Source organism: Deltaproteobacteria bacterium (genome assembly GCA_019308905.1).
Taxonomy (GTDB): domain Bacteria; phylum Desulfobacterota; class BSN033; order WVXP01; family WVXP01; genus JAFDHF01.
In genome coordinates, this window is sequence record JAFDHF010000072.1 from 1 (window position 1) to 21,140 (window position 21,140).

At 51.1% G+C, this 21,140-nt stretch carries 17 protein-coding genes and 1 pseudogene; 7 read left to right on the plus strand and 11 right to left on the minus strand.

Going from position 1 to position 21,140, the window contains the following annotated elements; all coding sequences use genetic code 11:
- Both JRJ26_17770 and JRJ26_17775 read right to left on the minus strand, forming a co-directional pair.
- Window positions 1-628, minus strand: a 628-nt coding sequence (locus tag JRJ26_17770) for a cell filamentation protein Fic (GenBank protein MBW2059340.1), incomplete at its 3' end; no start/stop codon positions are given.
- A 291-nt stretch (window positions 629-919) separates the two neighbouring features.
- The gene (locus JRJ26_17775; GenBank protein ID MBW2059341.1) at window positions 920-1,405 is read right to left on the minus strand and encodes a hypothetical protein; all 486 of its coding nucleotides are present in this window, start codon (window positions 1,403-1,405) and stop codon (window positions 920-922) included.
- A 528-nt stretch (window positions 1,406-1,933) separates the two neighbouring features.
- On the opposite strand from JRJ26_17775, the gene JRJ26_17780 reads away from it, so the two are divergent.
- From JRJ26_17780 to JRJ26_17800, 5 genes are all read left to right on the plus strand, one after another.
- The gene (locus JRJ26_17780; protein ID MBW2059342.1) at window positions 1,934-3,082 is read left to right on the plus strand and encodes an ATP-binding protein; all 1,149 of its coding nucleotides are present in this window, start codon (window positions 1,934-1,936) and stop codon (window positions 3,080-3,082) included.
- A gap of 1,266 nt (window positions 3,083-4,348) precedes the next feature.
- Entirely contained in the window at window positions 4,349-4,975 is a 627-nt protein-coding gene (locus JRJ26_17785) for an ATP-dependent Clp protease proteolytic subunit (GenBank protein MBW2059343.1), read from the plus strand.
- A gap of 65 nt (window positions 4,976-5,040) precedes the next feature.
- Window positions 5,041-7,209 (plus strand): ATP-binding protein, encoded by a 2,169-nt coding sequence (locus tag JRJ26_17790; GenBank protein MBW2059344.1) that lies wholly within the window; start codon window positions 5,041-5,043, stop codon window positions 7,207-7,209.
- A 643-nt stretch (window positions 7,210-7,852) separates the two neighbouring features.
- Window positions 7,853-8,080: a hypothetical protein gene (locus JRJ26_17795; protein MBW2059345.1), complete on the plus strand. Its 228-nt coding sequence runs from the start codon at window positions 7,853-7,855 to the stop codon at window positions 8,078-8,080.
- A 122-nt stretch (window positions 8,081-8,202) separates the two neighbouring features.
- Window positions 8,203-8,367 (plus strand): hypothetical protein, encoded by a 165-nt coding sequence (locus tag JRJ26_17800; GenBank protein MBW2059346.1) that lies wholly within the window; start codon window positions 8,203-8,205, stop codon window positions 8,365-8,367.
- Between the two features lie 186 nt (window positions 8,368-8,553).
- Here the strand turns inward: JRJ26_17800 and JRJ26_17805 are convergent, their stop codons facing one another.
- The 4 genes from JRJ26_17805 to JRJ26_17820 form a co-directional block, all read right to left on the minus strand.
- Window positions 8,554-8,772, minus strand: coding sequence for a UvrD-helicase domain-containing protein (locus tag JRJ26_17805; GenBank protein MBW2059347.1), 219 nt, complete (start codon window positions 8,770-8,772; stop codon window positions 8,554-8,556).
- Between the two features lie 301 nt (window positions 8,773-9,073).
- Window positions 9,074-10,555 carry a DUF2779 domain-containing protein gene (locus JRJ26_17810; GenBank protein MBW2059348.1) on the minus strand — a complete coding sequence of 494 codons (1,482 nt, stop codon included), beginning with the start codon at window positions 10,553-10,555 and terminating at the stop codon, window positions 9,074-9,076.
- A 12-nt stretch (window positions 10,556-10,567) separates the two neighbouring features.
- Complete coding sequence (locus JRJ26_17815) at window positions 10,568-12,454, minus strand: NERD domain-containing protein (protein MBW2059349.1); 1,887 nt, start codon at window positions 12,452-12,454, stop codon at window positions 10,568-10,570.
- Between the two features lie 490 nt (window positions 12,455-12,944).
- Window positions 12,945-14,078 (minus strand): hypothetical protein, encoded by a 1,134-nt coding sequence (locus JRJ26_17820; GenBank protein ID MBW2059350.1) that lies wholly within the window; start codon window positions 14,076-14,078, stop codon window positions 12,945-12,947.
- 511 nt (window positions 14,079-14,589) lie between these two features.
- Between JRJ26_17820 and JRJ26_17825 the strand changes: the two genes are divergently transcribed.
- Complete coding sequence (locus JRJ26_17825; protein ID MBW2059351.1) at window positions 14,590-15,030, plus strand: helix-turn-helix domain containing protein; 441 nt, start codon at window positions 14,590-14,592, stop codon at window positions 15,028-15,030.
- 13 nt (window positions 15,031-15,043) lie between these two features.
- Complete coding sequence (locus JRJ26_17830) at window positions 15,044-15,334, plus strand: transposase (protein MBW2059352.1); 291 nt, start codon at window positions 15,044-15,046, stop codon at window positions 15,332-15,334.
- Window positions 15,335-15,389: 55 nt separating this feature from the next.
- Here JRJ26_17830 and JRJ26_17835 read toward each other — a convergent pair whose 3' ends face one another.
- The 5 genes and pseudogenes from JRJ26_17835 to JRJ26_17855 all read right to left on the minus strand — a co-directional run bounded on the left by JRJ26_17835 (window position 15,390) and on the right by JRJ26_17855 (window position 21,013).
- Window positions 15,390-17,816 (minus strand): AAA family ATPase, encoded by a 2,427-nt coding sequence (locus JRJ26_17835; protein MBW2059353.1) that lies wholly within the window; start codon window positions 17,814-17,816, stop codon window positions 15,390-15,392.
- A complete protein-coding gene (locus JRJ26_17840) occupies window positions 17,813-18,922 on the minus strand; it encodes a DNA repair exonuclease (protein ID MBW2059354.1) in 1,110 nt (369 codons plus the stop codon). Before JRJ26_17840 ends, JRJ26_17835 begins: the two co-directional genes overlap by 4 nt.
- Window positions 18,923-18,950: 28 nt before the next feature.
- Window positions 18,951-19,142, minus strand: a pseudogene (locus tag JRJ26_17845) (ribonuclease H-like domain-containing protein).
- Window positions 19,143-19,326: 184 nt separating this feature from the next.
- Window positions 19,327-20,175, minus strand: a complete 849-nt coding sequence (locus JRJ26_17850) for a hypothetical protein (GenBank protein ID MBW2059355.1) — start codon at window positions 20,173-20,175, stop codon at window positions 19,327-19,329.
- Window positions 20,176-20,500: 325 nt separating this feature from the next.
- The gene (locus JRJ26_17855; protein MBW2059356.1) at window positions 20,501-21,013 is read right to left on the minus strand and encodes a hypothetical protein; all 513 of its coding nucleotides are present in this window, start codon (window positions 21,011-21,013) and stop codon (window positions 20,501-20,503) included.
- Window positions 21,014-21,140: the final 127 nt, after the last annotated feature.

Below are 21,140 nucleotides of genomic sequence, written 5' to 3' on the forward strand. Positions count from 1 at the left end.
TGGTGTAGAGATAACTCACGGCTCGTTTCAATAACCCCAGGGGGTAACCGGAGACAACCTTCCGGCAACGTTCGGGGAGATCGGCTTCTTCGAAGTGTCTGAGGGTATCGGTGCGGCGCACTATTGGACAAAAGCGACTTCCTCCCAGCAGATTGTCGTTGATCCGCTGGCGGCGGACGCGGCGGGCATGGACCACGGCGTAGTATCGCTCAGGGTCAAGCAGGTCGACATAGTTGCCCTGGTCTAAATCTTCAAGCGGAAGGCGCCTCCCTGTGAGAAACTCGTATAGAAACCATAGCCGTCGGGCGTATTTCCCCGTAGGCTTGGACCGGACATAATCCAGGAACTCTTCCTGTTCAATCTTCTGAAACAAACTGGCAAGGATGCCGAGGTTTATGCCGTCGTACTTGACGGCGAATTCGAGGTGGTCCCCTAACGTATCACCGGGCCAGTATCTGGAAGGATAAATCTCCTCAACCACGCCTTCTCTCGACGTGATCCTATGCATTCCTCCAGTCGCCACCCAGGAGGTGTGCCAGTTCGGAATGACGTTGAGCTCGTATTGTTCAATGAGCGGAGCATATCCGGCTTTTCTCAGCGCACCCTGATCTGGGGTGTTTTCGGCCATCTCATCCGCTCCATCTATCGCTCAGGCACCGCATACAAACCATGTGAACATCAAGCTATCACGTGAAAGATGGTTATCAAAACAGAATTATAGTTACAATCAGGCAGATGTCAAGAAAAATAATTACAAGCAAGCGGTTCTGTTATCACCTCTCGTGCGGCCAGAAAAACTGATATATGGCTGAAATAATAGTTACAACAAGCCGGCTCGTCGGAAAAACGCTTACAGACAGCCTGTAACCGGGACATTTAGTCGGCGGTGCGATGTTTGGTATTTGGTAGTTTGGAGGGCTTACATCCCGGCTACCCCCAAATGCTCAACAAAGGTTGGGAGGTCACAGGAGAGGCACCGCCCGTTCCCGGCCGGTTTCTTGGTCTGGGATACCAGAAAGCGCCGTGAGGCCTTGATGATGTCGGCAGCATTGTTCAGGCGTGATACGTCGTCGGTCGACGAAGACGAGGTCAGCTTGACCTTGGCCGCCCAGAGCTCTTTCCCGAAGCCAACGACGAGATCCACTTCATATCGATCGCCGGTCCTGAAGTAATATGCGCTGAAGCTGCGGCCCTGCGAGGAAAGCTCCCCCAACGCCTGGAGGTGGCGCGTCTTGCCCGTGTCAGGAGAGCGGGTCTCTACTACAAGCCTTGAGAAGCCGTCATAGAGATAGTCGTCCTGTTTGACTTTCCGCCAATGACAGATGTGCGGAAGAAGCACAATCGAAATCTCCCTGCCCGTCCAGATCCCGTAGTCCTCGTCATACCTGCAGGTCGTTCTTCTCATGGGCTCAAAAACCCCAACCGGCAACCCCAAGAACCCGCGGCCATTATATCGGGCAGCCGTCTCGTGCCAAGGGAGAAATGAGCCGAGTCCGGGGTCCCAACAGGGCAAATAGGCGCAACAAAGGGGATCCTGTGTGTTCGATCTGGAAGCCTTGCTCGAATCTCTGGCCGCCAGTACGAGAACCTCTGGGATGTCAGACCAAGAAAATCGCGATTCTTGGGTCCGAGTGTACCCCCCTATCGGTCAGCTCCACTTCCATCCCAGCTGGAGACGTGTGTTTTCCCGAATTATCAACCGGAGATCGACTCTAACCGATTCAATTCACGGAATAACTGGATAGAAATTGTCAAGAAAAGGTTTGACCCCAGAGCTAGGGCCAGGGGATTCCTGAAAACCCGATAATGCAAGACCTGACCCCCAGGTATTCCAGCAAAGATGGGACTTGACCGAAAAAGGCCTTTACCTTCCCTTCGGAATAACATATTGTTATTAACATCATGTTAATTCCAACGTGTTAAAGGAGAGGCCATGGAACCCCTCAAAAACCCTTTTCATTATGGGGGGAAGGTCTCAGGAGAGAACTTCTGGGATCGCGAAGGCGAAATCCGGGAGCTCCTGGGAGACATCCGCTCCCATCAACATGTCATCGTTTTTTCCCAGCGCCGCCTCGGCAAGACCTCGCTGGTCCTGAAGGTTCTCGAGGAAGCGGCAAAGGAGGGTCTGGTTTCTGTCTATGTCGATCTATACCCGGTTTCCACCCTGGGGGAGCTCATCGAAGAGTATGGCCGGGCTATAGCCAGGGCTCTCGGCCCCTATGAGAAGGCGAGAAAGCTGATGCGGGAGCTCTTCTCGCGGCTTCACCTGACCATGGGAGTGGACCCGGCCGGCAATCCCCAATGGAGCGTGGGGTTTGACAGGAGCCAGGAAGCGGAATCCTTTGAGGAGGTGATCTCCGCTCTCGATCGATATCTGGTCAGGAAAGGGAGGAACGGAGTGGTGGTTTTCGACGAGTTCCAACAGATTATCGAAACCGATGGTGACAAGACCGAGAAACGCCTCCGGAGTGCCATCCAGATGCATGGGCAGGTCTCCTATGTATTCGTGGGCAGTAAGAAGCACCTTCTCTCCGATCTCTTCTCCAACCCGAACCGACCCTTCTACCGAATCGGCAAGATCTTTCCCCTTGGCAGAATGCCGGCCGACGAGGTCCGAAGGATCATCCGGGAGAAATTCGCCACCGTAAAGGTAACCCTCGAAGACCGTGCCGTTGAGGAGATCGTCGAGACGACCGAGTGTCATCCCTACTACATCCAGTACCTCTGCCATGTTCTCTACGACACCCTGGAGAGGCAACCGATCCGGCCGCAAGATGTCCCTCTCGCTGTCGAGTTTCTCTTGCAGCGTGAAGCCACCGCATACATGAACACCTGGGACCTCCTGACACAGCGCCAGAGACAGGCTCTGGTCATCCTCGCGACGAGCGCCCGAGGAGAGAATCCCTTTCGGGCTGAGGCCCTCAGGAAATTCAACATATCCCAACCGTCGGTCCTGGTGAGGGCCCTGAAGAGCCTTATCGAGAAAGACCTCGTCGACAAAGAGGAAGGCCGGTACGAAATCGTGGATCCCTTCTTCAAACGATGGATCAAGCAATACATCTCTCAATCCGAAGCGCTGTGACTCGGTTTCAGGAGGTGCGAGAGCGCGGCATTCGCGGCGCGCTTTCGATGGTCCGCAGATCGTCGAACCGGCACGCCAACGCCCGGTGAATCTGGAGTCGACCCGGTTTCCTCGACACTCAAGAAAGGTTTCGACCAAATGGACGAGCAATGGCAAAAAAAAGGGCAAGGGGAACAAGAAGAACGGAAACCGCTATCTGGCCTGGGCTCTTTCTGAGGCTTCTGAGTTGGCCAGGCGCTATGATCCGCAGGCCAGGGCAGCACAGTTCATCATGAGGGATCGAGTTGTGTTCAAGCCCGAAAAGTTGTTTGGATAAGGACGTGGCCGCAACGGTGAACCTGCAATGGGGTTGGCTCGAAACCATTAGACTTGGAAAAAACGAATTGGACACGGCCTGGAACCGAAGATTTTCTGGTCCGCTCCAAGCGGAAAGGGTCGAGTCGAAAGACGGGTTTGCCCGACAAGACCTTAATCCTGATGGGTGACTGGCGCAGGAAAGCTGGCACCGAAAAACCTGAGGAAACTCCGGCAAAGGTAGAGGTGTTGTTGACTCAGCCGTTAAACCCTGTAAGAAGAAACAATCCTCTTACACAGGAGAAGTCTTTACTCTTGACAGGGGCCTCTTAATGGGTGACCCCGGATATTGACTCCTCACAATGCGGACAAGTCTAGGAGGGAATTATGGCCTGCATGGAAACCTCAAAATGATCGACCCGGAAACACCGAGCGATGAGAAAGAGAGAATCCGGAGGGCCCTCCTGGAGTGCTGCCGACAGCATACCAACGCCATGGTGAAAATCTGGGAGGAGCTTTTCAAACGCTGCTGAAGGTGAAAAATTCAATAATGTAACATGTTGAGATTAGAACGCTTCTTTCTCGCCGGAAAAAGTTTTTGAAATCTTCCTTAAGATTTTCCCTCCGAGTTTCTATAATACCAGCGATTTCAAAAAGTAAGTTCTCAGGAGTTTTCTCACTTTCGAAAAACGCCCTTATCCCTGATCGGCGTTGCGGAAGCGGCGGGGTACCTATCGAGGGTGAGCGGGCGCCGTCCTGAGCGCAGCCGAAGGCAAGGGCTAAAGATTCCCCACTTGCGAATTCCGAGAGTGTCACTACGAGAGCTTAGGAGCGCAGGGATAAGGCAGGACCCCGGAGGGGTGGGCTCATGAACTTCTCTCAGCAGATCTGACAGACCCACAGGCCATAGTATAGATGGAGTGAAAATGTGCCTGAGAGCACCGCGAATCCAACACAGAAAGGTCGGTACCCATGATGAAGAAAGACGTAGCCGAAAAGAAAGGGCTCGATGATTACGGCATCATCTTCATATCCGGTGATATCGCTGATGGTACGGCGCAATCGGTATGCGAGAAGATAATCGAGATGAACATAACCCGGAGCTGCGATTTCATCCAGCTCATCATCAACTCTCACGGGGGGCTTTGCTCGGCCGGATTCGCCATCATCGATATGATGGAGTGGTCCAGGCTCCCCGTTTATGCTACAGGCGTTGGCATCATTGCGTCGATGGCACTGGCCGTCTTCATGGCCGGCGAAAAGGGCCACCGGGTGGTAACGCCTAGAACTTCGGTCCTGTCACACCGGTTCGCCGCCTTTAGTTACGGCAACCACTCGGAGCTGGTCGCCAAGCGAAAGGAAGAGGACCTGATGCACCGGAGGTTGTTGGACCACTACATCCGGCATACGGGGCTCAAAAGCGAGCAAGAGGTGTTAACAAAACTCCTCAGGGACGTGGACACTTGGCTCACGCCCCAGGAAGCCGTGGAGATGGGCATCGCCGACAAAATACAGTACGACCAGAAAATGTCGCACCCGGCGCAAGCGAGAGGTGGGGAAAAATGGGAAGCCTTCAAAAACCGACAAACATACCGGTAGAAGTTGCCCCGCTAGATAGGCCATTTTCGGACAATGCAGAGTATCTGGAAGCCAAGAGGGTTGAGATGACCCTTCTCGTCGAGTGCGCTTCGCTTCGCAGGTCCATCGAGGTCGCGGAGACCCAGCATCTCACCCCAAACAGCTTTTCGGGAAAAGCAGGGGCTGGAACGCACCTGAATATGGCGGGAGAACTGGATCGGGGGTGTAAGGTCTCAGAACTGAAGGAGCTCCTAGAGGAAACGGTAAAGCGCTACGAGGCCATCAGGCTAGTGAACGAGCAGAGGCTCGCACTACCCGCGAGCGTCCGGTTCCCTTTTGAAGACCTAGTCGAGCAGTGCCGGTTGAGTCGCTTCGAACAGAGCGTCGTGTGGTTGCTGTTTTTCAAGGCGGTTTCCCCAGACTTCCGGCAAAAGTACGAGGACTCAGCCATCAACACGGTCGGCCACGAGACCAACCCGGAACTGTACATCGGCAATCTGCTCCAGATTCTCTGCCCCGGGTCCCTGCGGGACCAGCTCGAGGCCCGCAAGTACTTCAGCGTGGATGCCCCGCTGCTCCGCTACCACCTGGTCAAGCTGGGAAGAGACGTCGAGGACTGCGCCACCATCCTTGAAGTGGAGCTGGAATTACCGCAGCGGGTGATTGGCTGGATTACCGAGGACAATAACACATACGTGGTTGACAGCCCCTTCCACGTGGAGTGTCCAGAGACATCACTCTCCCAGGTTGTTCTGCCTCAGGAGGACATCGGTCGGGTGCTTGCACTCATTGAAAACCACGATGCTTACGTGCAGAAGAGACGCGAGCTTCGATTGGACGAAACCATCAGCTACGGGCGGGCCATCGTAGTCCTGGAGTATGGTCCGCCGGGGACGGGAAAGACGCTCTTGGCGCGGGCGCTCTCGAATCACACCGGCCGACCTTTGGTTTCCTTCAACAAGCGGAGCGGATACGGAAACGGGGCGCACCACAGCGGCTTTGCAGAAAACGTGCCCAAGCTCTTCCGTGAGGCCCAACTCCGCAAGGGCATCGTTTTCATCGACGAATGCGAGCGGTTCTGCATGAAAGACACTGAAGAACTCGGGCAACTCCTGATTGAGCTCGAGCGGACGGATGCCATCGTCATCATGGCCACCAATCGGCCCGAGAAGCTGGCACCCGCATTGGACCGCCGATTCACCCTAAAGATGCCGTTTCAGATGCCGGATGCTGGCGAGCGCAGGAGAATCTGGCAAGTCCATATCCCCAAGGACGTCCCCCTAGCCGGTGATGTAGACGTGGAGCAGCTCGCTCGTACATACCCCTTTGCCGGAGGATACATAAAGAATGCAGTGCTTGCGGCCATCAATTTGGCTCTTTCGCGAAGCGCTGGCAAGGAGTTTATCTTACAGCAGGAGGACCTGGAAAAGGCAGCAAAGTTCCAGGAGCGTCACGTTGGAGGAGCTTGTCGCTACCGAGAAATCGTCACTCCGAAAATCGGCCTGGACGATGCTCTCATTTCGGAGACTGCGAGGGAAGCCCTCAGGCGCCTGGTCAGCATGGCCCGGAACTATCAGAGGATGATGGGGAAGTGGTCCTGGAATGAAAGGCTCGTATCAAATCCCGCGAAGGGGATAAAGGTGCTCTTTCACGGTGCCTCCCTCGACCCATCCCTTCAGGCAGTCGAGGCCATGGCCGGGGAACTGGGTGTCTCCATAAACCGAGTAATGCTCCATCGCATCCTCGACGAGGATGATGAGCCCAATAAATCGAAGGTTGTAGAGCTGTTTTCCGCCTTTTCTGGAACGGGCCACCTTTTGGTCTTTATCGACAGCAGGGGCATTCTGGAACACCTGGAGGGTCTGTATGATGGGGCCGTGTGGGAACTCTTTGAGAGCCTGGCCCGTTACGACGGAATAGCCGTGGTCGTCAGCCGGGTTGAGTGGATGCGGCTTCCCGGTTGGGCCGACGTCTTTCACGAGCAGATTTCCTTTGAAAGACCAGCACAGAATTTGCGAATGGATTGCTGGAGAAGGGTCTTAAACGGCTCGCTTCCCCTCGCAAAGGACGTGGATGTGGAGAAGCTGGCCCAGGACTATGACCTTTCCCTGGAGGAGATCCAGGCTGCGGTCCATCGAGCATGCTTACTCATGGCTGCCGTGGATCCCCGTGGGCCCTTGAATGCCAAGCTCCTTGAGAGGGCCATCTGTCTGGTCAGGAAGAAATCCAAACACCGGGAATGCCTTTTTGGATAACCAGGAGGGATATAACCCACCTTGCAAACTCGCCCTTGAACCTCGGTTCAGGAAAGGAACCGCATTGGGCACAATCGCCACCGGTTTGGAATATAGTGTGACCAAGGCCACTCGAAAGTACCTGGAATGGAAGCGAGCGGAGATTACCTCGAAAAAGAACAACTAGACCAGTTGGTCCTGGTCACGGGATTAGACCCCGAAAAAAACGGCCTCGATCTGATCTTCTTTGACTCCAACTCGGTCTACTTTGGAGCCGTGAGAATCGAGTTTCTCGGAGCCGGCGGACCGCCTAGTTCGCGATTTGGAGCTCTTGGCCCCTCGCAACAGTTCCGCAAGGACTCCTTTAACGGACTCTTTGATCCCTGTCTCCATTGACTGGATGAGTTTTTCGATTCTGTTCTTTGATCTTCCGATGCTCGTACACTCATGCCGGACCGTTCTCAGATTCTTGAGGGCGGCTTCGATTTTTTCAATGTATGCACGGAAATTTTCCACGTCTGTGCCCTCACCCGTCTTGTCAGCCATCCTTATTCGGGGCCTGGCCCAGTTGATTGCGCTCTCGGTATAGGGGAGGCTGGTGATAAGCTTGTTTCCCTCATATTCGTTCCAGTCACCGACCTGTTTCTGGAGTTGATCTGGCTCTTTGGCAATGATAATTCCGTATCCCGCGCGCCGGGCCAAGGTATTGATGGAGAAGCTGGAGCGGGCGCTGATGATCTTTGGGCGAGTGATCGACCAGACCGAGGGTCGGGTGATTCTGGGGGAGAAGGTTCCAGCCTCTGAGAAGGTGGTTTCGTTTTTTGAAGTCCATGCCGACATCATCGAAAAAGGGGGGGGTGTGAGCCGTGTTACGGTCATAAGGTCTATCTGACAGGCGGCCGTTCGGGGTTGATCCTTGACTGTCGGGTGGTTCGAGGAAATCCCAGAGACTCGAGTCTTTTTTCTGAACTGATCGGACGTGAACAGGGTCTTTGCGGGCGAGTTCCCCGTCAGGTGGCGTCCGATGAGGGATTTGCCTCGGTGGACAATCTCCGGTGGGCCAAGGCCGAGGGGATCAAAGACGTGATGTTCTCCAAGACAAGAGGGCTTTCTGTCCTGGATGCAGTGGTATCGTACAATTTGCATGTTTTGGGTCGGTTGAAGATGGCCACGGCCTAAGGTCGCTGAATCAGTATCACCACAACTCTGAGAGTCGAGCTGTGCCCGAAATCGAGCCAACCCCTCGAAGGGACACCGTTTGATTGGTAGATAGTTCATTATCACCAGCCAATTGGCTAATTTCCAGTGGCTGCTAAACACTTCGCCCGCTCAAATCCGCGAAAAACGGGGCTTTCCGGACGGGCACTAACTAATGAAGTGCTCTTGGGCTCGATTGATGTCTTGGTACTCGTCAACAATGAGGTGCCTTACACCGGGTAACGATTCTGGATTTGACTCCAGTCTTTCGATTGCAAGGCTGACTATCCGCCCGAAGGTCAGAAGTCTGTTTTCATCTAGGATTTTCTCGTATTTCTCAACGCCTGATGAAGAATCGCCGCTCTTTCCTCCAAAATACCCCGGGATATCAAGTCATCCTTGGCGTTTTGTCTTCTAGCATCTCGATTCTCCTGAAAATGCCTCTACCCGAGAAGGAATCTTAGAGGAGTTTTGCGAACCGCCGCCCTCTTTCGATGTCAATCCAAACGGACATTTTCCTTTTCCGCTGCCTCGCCCCTCAAACGCCCGGCCAACATGGCCCTTGAGAAAGATTGAGGGAAAAGGAGCACCTTGAATACCAGACGTTGCAGTAACCCGATCCAAAACCACAGTTTTTGCCCCCCCTTGGGCGCGCGGCGAGCTTCTCTTTGAGACCACGCCTTCTCGCCTAGGCACCACAACGCTTGAGAAGCTCCTCTCGGATTTTCAACATACCAATGGTGTCGTGCCCACAGTATTGAAGAAGATTTTTTCGGATCATCTCCTTCTCTTCAAATCGGGTCTCGCCGTCGATCATTCGGAGATACTCCACTCCGGCATATTCCCCATCCTGAACAGCCAGCACCTCGTAAGACATGGAGGGCACAACGGCAGGAAGAACGGTTTTCAGAGAAAAAGATCCGTGGAAGTCAGGATGGTAATAACCTTTTCTTATGGTGCCCCAGAGGTCCCAGCATCTGTCGAGGAGGGTGAGGAGATGATTCCGGTACTTCGGTAAGTGATTGGCAAGCCCGGCAATCACCCGCTTCTCATAGGTTGTGTAAGTGCAAATGTCACCCCGGTCACCGAGCGCTTCCAAGAGGCTAGAGGCTAATTCCTCCCTTGTATCGCTGTCTTCCACGGAGAGATACTCCCTGTGGTCCAGACTGCCACCTCCTGAGAGGATATGGTCCGACCACTGGAAAGGGATCTTTTGATGAGGACGAGTGTTCCCATATCGAGGGATCGGAGGACTGATGGTCTCAAAATCCAGGAAATGGATAGGATACTCACGCTCACTGAGAGCGGTCTTGAGCATAGGTCCGATGTATTCTCTGCCTCTAACAACACAACGCTTGATCCGCAGTTGAACTGGAGAAAGGGGAAAGGAATCTGGAACATCCCGGATGTCATGAATCCCCATTTCTGCCAGTTGAGAGAGTTTATCCTTCCCTATTCCCGACAGTTGGAGTACCCAGTGATCCGGCATCTTCTTTCGGCAGTGCTCATAGAACTCGCAGTCATATGGTTCGGAGCAGTGTCTCGAGGGATTGGTGACGGGAGGCGAGCCGCTTCCAAGCATCGTTTTCAGGTCCTGCAGTTTCGCCTCGACCTCCTCCTGGATTCGGGCCACTTGCCCCTTTAGATCTTCGAACCGAAACAGAGCCCCGAGATCAAGCTCCTCACCGTCATAGACGTATTCCTTGTTCAGATGGAGGACTCCTGCGCTTTTCAGATCAAACCCGAAACCGTTCAGGACGTAGTATTGAATCGCCACATCGTATCGATGATCCTCCTTTACCTGGGTGGCGGACTTGACCTCCATGAGATTCCATGATCCATCTCTCACCCTTTCAAGAATATCAGTGCGGATTTTGACGTGGTTGAACGTAAACGCCCCCTCATAGATCGCAGGGACACTGGCCGATTTGAGAAAAGCTTGCGTAGAACGAATCGCCTCTTCGTGGTGAAGATGATCTTCCTCAACCAAGACCCCTCGAGGAAAGAGACCTCTGGCAAGTGCGCCCACCTTTCGACCGTTATCCAATCGTGCTTGCTTGGCTGGGGTCGGCTCGGAGGCAAGCTCTGGTGCATAGACCGAGTACCATAGCCGGAGGGGGCACTGGATGCCTGCGATAAACTTGGATTTGGACAGAGGAGGTATACTCATTTCATTCACCTCTCATCCGGTCTCTTGCCGCTTCAGTCGTCTCATGCCTGGGAAATTTTTCCCTCCGCATTTGATTCGATCTATCAATTCGTTTTCATGAACATATGGGATGACCAGGCGGTATTTGGCTCTTGTCATGGCGACGTACACGGTCTTGATGATCTGGCCTCTGGTTGCGTCTGACACGTTCAGACCGTCCATACCCACCAGATAGACAAGGTCAAAATCGATGCCTTTAGCGCTGTGGATCGAGATCACGGTGACCCTGTCGGTGGTAATGTCAAACTCCTCCTTCGCGTGTATATCCCGGGAGGGCCACTTGGTCGGGATGCCGGCCCCTTCAAGTTTTGCGACTAGTTCCCTGGGGGAATGCCTCGGGTCGTATTGAAACCCCCCCGGGCCGTAGGCTTTGTCATCGTAGATGATGGCTATCTCTGATCGTTTGAATTCGCCCTTCTTGATCTGACTGTAAACGTCTCTGACGAGAAGATCCTCTAATTCTTTGTGACCTGGAAGCCGTATGAGTTCCGGTTCTGGGCCGTGCATGGCCGATTCAAATGGAAGGGAGGCCTGCTGGAAGGCCGCGGGATCCTGTCCAATAAACCGCTGGGTGAACTCGAAGATCTCCCGTGTGCTCCGGTAGACCTTTTTCAGGTAGCGAGTGTGGCCTTTGGCCTGGATTCCGAGGGCCTTCCAACTCGATTTTCTCTTGTAGATATCCTGGTAGGGGTCCAAGGCAATGACAAGATCCCCACCGGGTTTGAGGAGGCCCAGAACCGCCCTAACCATCTGATCGCTGAGATCCTGACCCTCATCGACAAGAACCGCGTCAAAGGGCTCGACGTGAGACTGACCGCTTCCCACCGCGTCAAGAGCGAGGTCGATGCAGTCCTGGTAGTACCGTGAGTCTTTCCTGTCATAGTCTATTTTCTCGTCAAGGATTCTGGAACAAAGGTCATAGAAATGACACACCTCAACTCCATCGCCAAGGCCGACACCGTTTTCCATGATGAGGCGCTTGATGTAACTCACCAGGGCGATGTTGTAACAGACAAAAAGGACCCGTTTGACCCTTGGATCGTGTTTCCTCAAGCGGCAGCACCGGTGAACCAGGACGAGGGTCTTACCACTTCCAGGTGGGCCCTTAATGATCTGGTGGCCCCGTTTGAGTTTGAGGGCGATACGGGCCTGGTTCTGATCGAGCCGTCTCACCTCGGTCTGAAAACGGGTTCTACCGGAACCGTCCCTTGGGGGAAGGTTCAGCGAGATCTCGGGCCAGACGGTCTCCTTGATCCGATCGAGCTCCGGATTGGTGGAGCCCTGGAAGGGGAAGGGGAACATGGGCCCGATGCGCTTCCGAAATGCGCCTCCCGAGGGATCGCACGAGATCTCGCTGCATGGGTCAAGGTCGTCTTTTAGAAGGACCTTGTCCCGGGGGATCAGGCGTTGAAAGCTGCATCGGGTGTATTCCTCCTCCGATATGTTTGTAAAGACCACAGCCCGAGCGACCGGGACCTTCAGCTTCCCCTGATGCTTGCCGTCTCGCTCTCGGAGGGAGGGAACCCGTCTCAGAAGTTGCATCAGCCGATCTGCATATCTCTTGGCCTGCTTTTCTGGGTTGGTCTCTTGGTGGTCCTGCCCTGAAAAACAGACCGTGAAAAAATGGGCATCGCCACGACGGATTTGCCAGGCTTCCCAGTCCTTGACTTCGAGCACAAGGAGTCCGAACTCCTTTCCAAAGAGCACGAAGTCGGGCCGGTGGCCGTCGATGTTCGGCTCGTACCAGCAAATAAAGCCCTCATCAGGACGGGCCCCTGCTTTGATGAATCTGAATACCTTCTTTTCGCCCTCTGTGGCTTCAGGAAGGCATTCGATGTCCAATGGATACATTTGAGCCACGACTTCGTCACCTCACTAAACGGTCGATTGGGTCAAGTGAGGAACGTATCTCTCTGTGGCGGTTTCAATTGTTTGAATTGGTTCAATTGGTTAGATAGAGGCTGATGAGTCCTTCCCGCTGTGGTCTTTACACCCGGCCAACTGGTCTAATACTTAAGTTGATCAATCGACAAACCTGTGCCCTTGCAAACGGTTGAATAGGTTGAATTAGTGTAACTCGTTTAAGAACAAGTGATCAGTTTCTGCAATTTCGAGCCGGCCGACGGGTGGTCTTCACATGGGGCTAGCAATGGATGTGCCGAAAAGGATCGTCAGAGCGCCTACGTCAATCGTTGTTGAGAATTCAAGATCTGACAGCAACTTCATTCCCCGAAACCTGGAAGTGCAGGAGAATATCCTCGGTACCTGCCTTCGCCAACGCAGCTTAACTGTCTGTACTTACAAAACACCCCGCAATAAGAGTCAAGAGTAGACATGACCCCTTGCCGACCTAGGCACCACTCGACCTTACTTCCTCTCTTAATTCGGCGATACTCTTGCCGTCCCGCTCCCTCACGAAATCTTTATCACCGAAGTTCCAATAATAGAGATATAACTCCTTATCGTCATACACTTTATACCGCTTATGAAGGGCTATGCTGCAATTCTTAGTGGTATTTTCAATTGGAAGTTTCGTAGTTTCAAATACATATTTTTCGTTAGTCCATTTTGGCATATCTAGTTCCTTATCATCCTTAAGCGACTCGATCCTTACAATAAATGAATGGCTTCGACCTCTTTTTCTCAAGACTTTACACCTAACTTCCCGGTGAGATCTATTCTTCTCATCTCTGAAATAAAAAATGTCGTCTTCGCTGATCAAACCTTTCAAAAAAAGGTCTACCGGATCCACTCTTGATATATGTGCTGCGGCTTTACTCCCCAAGGCGTTTTCTGAATATACAATTACTTCGTCCCCTCTCCGGAACCTTATCAATTTGATAAGACATACTTGTGAGAATAATTTGTGAGTGGCATGCACCGCATCAAACAATGTGAAGCCATTGTCAAATGTACCTGCTTTTCTTAGGTTTTTTTCCAGAATTTCCCAGTCTTTCCCGTAGTTCTTGATAGTTTCTCTAGTCCTCCCGATCAAATCAAAGGAAGGAGCAACAAGAGCGCCACAGATAGCAACGAGGCCATCTTTTAGTTGTAAATTGTCTATACGGAATTCTCCTTCAATTCTTGTTCTTATGTCATTTATCATCTCTTCTTGAATGTGACTATTCATTCTAATTGACGTCATATAGTCGAATAGTTGCTTGAATCCATTTGCATAGCTTGCCTCGTCCTTCTTCAGTTCAATGATCCATGCTTCTACGTTCGAGACGTCAGGTCTATCAGAAGTACTAATTGTGTGCCCGGTTTCCTTTTCTATTCGACAAAGAACTATGTCTGCTCTTCCAAAGTTCTTATCCAATGTACTTTCCGGTAGGTATTTCTCTTCGACAATTGGAATAACAAAATCGTCGTGTGCGAAAATCAAGTTTGGATTAGAAAAAAGATAATCCCGCATTGAATCCTCTGAGGAAAATTCATCTATGATAAACTGTTGAATCCACCTATGATAATACAAACGTTTCATTTATTCCTCCGATGTCCCTATTGCTCCTATTTCTCCGCTATGCAAGGTCTATGCCAGACGGGGGCTTAGCGAATCCCCTTTGGACTTGAGATTTCATAGCGGCTTGTTTTCTCCATCATGATCACTCGCTTATGCAGCCATTGATTCCCTTGGCCTTATTCCAAACTCCCTCTGGATTGCTTTTCTTAGCTCGCGTAGATACTTGCACCCATTGATCCTGCCTAGCCTGGCTTCTATGTCCGGCAGAGCCGTGCCACATCGAGGATCGTGATATATCACCCCTTTGAGTGGGTTTAGGATCATCACATTTCACCTCCCGGAGATCTCGGTAATTCCGCCCTTGCTATTACCCGGATTCGACAGTGCTAATGAACACGTACTAAATAGTGTTACATAGCTGTGAAGTTTATGCTATACTTACCACATGAAGAGACTATCGCTCGATCATCCCGATTTGATTCGCGGGCAGTTGTTAGACCTTGCCCAGAAACTCCCGGGAGCCTGGGTTGGTATGAAGATCGCGGCTCTGTTGCTGGTACTGGAGGGCCAGCGTCCGGGATGGATAACTCAAGTACTGGGCCTAACCCGCATGAGCTTGAGTCGATGGGTCCATGGGGTGAACCAAGAAGGTATCGAGTTCCTTCGACCCAACCCTCGGTCTGGCCGTCCTGGACAGCTTACCGAGAAGCTTGCGCATGAGCTGGAGGATCATCTGGAGAGGAGTCCTCGGGAGTTTGGTTGGTCTCGTGTTGGGTGGGATGGCCCAACGCTGGTTGTCCATTTGAAGAAATACTTTGGGATAAACCTGAAGGTTCGACAAGCCCAAAACTGGATGTATCGGTTGGGTTATCGGATGAACCGTGCCAGCCATGTCTACCTTCAGGCCCGCTCGGAGGATGCCAAGACGGGGGCCCGTTCGGACTGCCGAAGGGGACCGTCAGAGCTTCCTTGATGTTCTCAGACATATGCGCCATCGGCTCAAGGCTTTCAAAATCTGGGTCTATGTCGATCGAGCGCCATGGCACCGGGGAGAACAGATCCAAGAGTACTTCAGATCTCATCGGGAACTCCGCCTTATGTATCTGCCTCCCTATCAGCCTGCTCTAAACATGCAGGAAAGGGTTTGGCGCCAAATGCGCTATGAGGCGACCACCAACTGCTGGTTCGAAGATCTGGAGGTCATTTGGGAAGAAGTCCAATTCAATTTCCGCCGACGGTCACCAAAGAAGATAAAACAGCTATGTAACTTTATATAGTGCGTCTTTATTAGTTTTTTGAATCCGGAAGTCTTATTCCCATCTCTGCCCCCAATCAGATTTCGAGTTCTACTCGATTACCTCCCAGTAACTCCGCATGAGTAGGGTGGCAGGTTAATAGAATAACCTGTTTGGTCTCGGCGAAATCGCTGATGGTATCAGCGGCTTTTGACTGGCGATCGGGATCAAGGTCAACAAGCGGGTCATCCATTATCACAAACCCCTCCTTCGCCCGTAAGAATTGTTTGGTTATCGCCAATCTCAGAGCAATACCGAGTACATCCTTGGTACCTGTTGAAAGAATGTCATAGGGCATCACAACGCCATCTTTCCTGTGGAACCCACTTGGAACACTTTCTTCCATCTCTACAACTTTGTATCGCCCCCCTGTCATCTTTTCCAGCAATTCTGAGACATCTTTCTCCAGGCGTTTATATGTGGCGCTATCCATCTCCTCAAGCAAGCCTTCCATGGTTTTCCTTATTCTATTTATGGCCATACCCTTTCTGAGTTCTGCGCTAAACCTTTCCTCTGCCTCCACCAAATCCCTTTCAATTTCCTCAACAGATCTGTCGGGTGCCTTTCCCTCCAGCCGAATTCTTTCTTGAATCAGGTCATTATATTCCTTCGTCAATTCCTTGAGTCCGGCTTCCATCGCCTCATACTCACTAATGAATTCATCCACATTCTCTATCTGTGCTGGTAAAGGTCTCAATTTGCTGAGAGCCTTGTCGTTATCTTTTCGTAATCCCGTGACCTCGGCCAGCCTCTCAAGTAACTTGCGCTGATCACCAAATTCCTGAGCATATCTCCAGTGCTTTTCCTGAAGATCAGCCAGCTCCCCTTTAAGGCCTTTGATTTCTGCTTTTGCGTCTGCCAGTTCAGTAAGAATCGCCCCGAGGTCCCTGTCAGGCTCTTTGACCTGGAGCCCCTTCACCTTCTCTTTCAATTCGTTGTATGTGATGTCCCCTAATTCCTCTTCCAGGCTGGATCTCGCACTTTCTACCTTTGCGCATTCTGCTTTGTAGGTCGTGTTTATCGCTTCAACCTCCTCAAGGGTCTTTACATTGAACCTCTGGAGATGTTCTTCAATATCCCATTTTACCTTCTCATATTCTTTCAGTACTTGGTCGTATTCTACCTCACCGGACGTCACCTCCAGGTTCCATTCAAGATGGGACAATAGCAGCATTCCGTCGGCCTGAAACTCAACTGTCTCTCCTGCCCTTGTTTTGGTTCGAAACTTATCCTCTAATCCCTTTTGAACTTCCAGTTCGATATCCTTTTTCGGAGTGAATTTGGCTGATAGCTTCCCTGCTGCTAAAGAGACCTCGAGCTTGCTTTTCATATTGAATGCCGCTCTGATGCGCTTGAGGTCTTCGTCTGAGACCTTCATCACTTTTTCCAGGCTTTCTTGAGCTTCACCCACAGCCTGCTTTTTGGTCTTTACCCGGTTGTACTTATCCAAGAGCTCTTTGCCCTTTTGATAAGTCTCGGTCTCTTCCTTCTCTTTATTGAGCTTTGCCTCTTTCTCCTCCAGTTCAGGAATTTTTTTGTTTATGTCATTGATCTTCGATTCTGTCACAGGCCAGTCCTTATTGATTGTTTCGAGTTTCTCGTACTCTAAAGCAAAACCTTTAAGCTCGGCCTCGATCTGCTTTCGTTTGACCGCGTCTTCCTTGAGGGCCTTATTATTCTTGACGTAAGATTCCGCCTCGTTTACTTCGCTAGCATGGTCGGATATTCTCTTGTTCAGATCGTCCAACTCCTCCTCGTATTCGGTGGCAGTTTCGAGGGCCTTCTTCACCCTTTCTTTTTCATAGAACAAATGAGTAATGGAGCCTGCGCCTCTCGCCCATGGATTCTCAATACCTCGATTGCCCTCTGGATAATTGGCGTCAATATCCCACCGCCCAAAAAAATCGCTATAGGAGCTTTCGATCTTAGCTTTAAACGAATCTACAGACACCCCATCCATCTCCATGACAGTTTTTCTGAGAAAATCACCAAGAGATTCAATGGTTTCTCTGCTTTCTTGAACGTCATCAACGGTTTTTGCAAGACCGGATTGATAGGTCATCATGACTGTCTTACATGTGCCCTCGGGGACCTGGAGGCACTCCCGGACTACGTTCTGTATCGCATCATCATCAGTCAGCACCGACCCATCGGGTAGGGTCAGCGAAGACAAAACCGAAGCGCCCCACCGCCGCCGCAGCGTGTAGTTACTGCCCTGTCTTTTGAAATGGATGGTGACTTCAATTGTGTCACCGCCCCCGACAGGGATGAAATGGGCCATCTGCTTCCTGAACTTGGTACGAGTGAGTTTTGAAGGGGTAAAGAGCGTATTCTCAATGGCATTGTAGATCGTGGACTTTCCCGATTCATTAGGTCCCACGACGACGTTCATGCCATCTTTGAGATCTATTTCCCTTTTGGAAAGTCCTCCAAAGGTCTTAATGATTACCTTTTCGATGATCATCTGCGTGTCTCCTGGATAAGCTCATAGGCTACCTGCAATGCTTCAAAATCTAAGGCCTCCGCAAGTCCTTTCAATAGCCTGTATGGGAAAGAACCCTCGGTGAATTCCCTATCAATGACATCCGGTGTGATCTTGATCGTGACTTCTGTGGAATCGAAATGGAAGAAGCACAGGTTTTTTCCCAGCTTTTCACGCAATACACGCAGTCCTTCATATTCCGCCTCAGGGAGCCTCCCTTTCACTTTCAGCTTCAAAAGGGTATTTCTGTGCTCAGGATCGGAATATCTCGTCAGGATCTCTTCAGCATCCTTCCACGAACTGATCTCGATCTCTTCGCGATAAAATCGGTAAGCCCCTGTGCTAAGGAAATTGGCTGTTATCTCTTTATCCCGGCTTATTTCTATCAAGAGGCCTTTTCCTTCATGGCCACAGTCAAATCCGTCCGGCTCCGGTGTCCCTGGATAATAGACTTTGCTTTTGGGTCCGGGTATAGGTGGGTAAGGTATATGCGTGTGGCCCATTAACCAGAGATCCAGCCCACACGATAATAACTCGGATTCCGTCATTGGATAGTAGTCCCTGTCAAAATCAGGCGAAAGACCTTCAAGGCTACCGTGCGCTATCCCAATGTGAAAGGCAACATCTTTGTCCTTCTCAACCTCTCGAATCCATCCGATATTATTCTCTCCTGAATGCTTTGTCTCACATGGGGCCGCATATAGGTTGGCATCCAAATCATAGGGTTTGAGTGAATAGATTTTTTTCGATTCCAGTACAAGAACATGGTTATCAGCGAAACCTTTGAAAATCGCCCAGAGGCCATCCGGCCGGTCAGCAATGAAATCATGGTTCCCAGGCAGAACGGCAACCAATCTGCCCTGAAAGTCGCCCAGGATATCTGCCGCACGTTTGATATCGCCCTTTGCCACTGAAACCCTGTCAAAAAGGTCGCCCCCAACAACAAACAGCTCGCACTCCCGCTCGTTAGCAATATCAATACACCGTTTCAGTGCTTCAAACCTGGCTTCGACAAGCTTTTCCTGGACGCTCGGGTACCCGGCAAACTTCATACCTAAGTGTGCATCTGAGGTCAGAAAAATCTTCATGGTCGGTTCCCCTTAGATTTACTTACGATCAATGCATTTTCGACTTCGGCCACTTCAAAACTGCCCAGGTTGCCTCCAGATCTTCACGATTATAGGCCAGAATTTGATCCATGGGGTCCTCTCGCTGTTCGCCAGACCCCTTTTCAGTGGCCTCAATATACTTAGCCATGGCCCAATCACCCGCCACGCCATCCAAGGTCCTTTTGAAGCCAACATATTTCTTCCAGCACCTTCAAGCCATAACTTAGAAGGGGCAACGCAACGGAGCGTTGAGTAATTGGCAGAAGATCCAGTAGATTTCTTTTAACCCTTTCTGCTATCCCATCTATGCCCATGTGACGCTTCAAATATAAATCGATTTTGGCCCGCTCATAGTGATGCCAGTGAACAAAGGGGATATCCCCCTATTTATCAAAGATCACCTTAGCGTTGTTTAGAAATCCTTTCCAGCCTTCCCTATCGCCTTCATCCCCAAAGCCTGCCATTGCTGGCATGAAATCGCTCGGGTCTTTTCCAAAGACTCGCATTCCCCAGAGATAGATCTTTTCGAGCTCATCCAACTGTGGAGGTAAGCCTTCAAGATCGAACATGACGTAATTTGGATATTCGGGTATTGGAGGCGGCTGTATGAGGATTTCCTTATTCTGTGAGATTGCCCTTGCCATCCGTATGATTTTGGCAGCATCTTTCCCCACCCGCCGTGCACCTTTGCTCCAAGGACGTTTAAGTTCTGAGAGGCTATCTTCGTCAAACCTTCCGAGGAGATCGTCGATTGTGCTTATTCCTTCCTCTTTGAGAACCACCGCCAAGTTTTGATCGACTCCCGGCACTAAGGCAACATCATAGTTTGCCTCAGCCCTTTGCCAACAATGGGCATGGAAGCAGCAGCCACTGCACTTGCTCCATCCGACCGGGCTATAGATTTCAGAGTTTGCTGTCTTGAGGCTTAATATCTTTTCAAGGATCTGGAGGGCAGCGCCCCCATCATCGTAGGAAACTTCAAGAATCTCACCTGTTCCCGAGTGGACCTGTAAGGAATGGGGAGGCTTTCCAAATATCCGTTCGTAAAGCCAACCGTAAATTCCTAGCTGTCTCAGAATCTCAGGATGATCTTGTTCAGTAATTCTTCGAGATATCTTCGAGTCCCTGATTGCATAATCCTCTTGGTGTTTTATTAGGAAATCCGGCTCGCCTAAAATCTCACACTCCCTCCCGTTAAAGTCATAGCTCGATCTTAGAACGCCCTGATACATTACAGGAAAGCCTTTGTAAATAGCCTCGCTCTCCTATGCTCCCGCTCATCTAAATCGCCTTCACTAAGGTCAGCCCATTCCGCAAAGCCTGCAAGATGTGATGCTTCATGCTTCTCACCGAGCCGGATCAAAATCTCCTCATACGGGCTTGGTGGCACCTCCCCTTTCCCAATCTGCTTAAGATAAACCCGTCTCGGGCACGGTGAAGGTTGGAAATAGCTGTAGAGATCGCTAGCAGTTAATTTGATGCTCATGGCAAGAACGGCCCTTTGGAAACGCCTTTAAATTCCGTTACATGTTAAGTTCTGAGGTGTCGTGCAGGAAATCATTTAGTTTTATTTTGTCGCTTTACATGATCAAAAACCTGTGCCAAGCCATTGCACTTCTTCCTCAAACTGAAATTTATCCTGTTCATCTCGTAAGCTATTTTCAGGTAAAGTCCTAGGGGTATTCGCGGCACATCATCTCGCGGCTTCCCCAGTTCCTTACACCACCAATACATGAGATCTTTATCCTGCTTTGACTGCGCACAATTCTCGCAGGCTATCACCAAATTATGCATGCCCGGAGGAATACCAAGAGACCTGGGAACGACATGGACGGGCTGGCAGTTTTTCGATCGGCTCCCACAAAAAGCGCACTCATCGGCTGCTTTTGCAACATGTTCAATCTCTCGGTCATAATGGGACATTTCAACCTCACCTGATTTAAGGCGCTTATAGGTGTCGATAATAAAGCCATAATTTCTTTCGAAACCCGCTGAAGGTGCGATAACAAGCTTGGCATAGTAATAGTAAATGATGTCCTCAACTCTCTTGGGAACAAAGGGTGGGGGCATTTCTGCTCACCTCCATCGCTCAGTATTAAGAGACCATCAAAGCCGGCCAGATTTCGTGGAGGAGGGATTCAAGATCTCTAACGCCATGCACTTCTACAACGTCTCCAACCCTAAGTCTACTCTCATT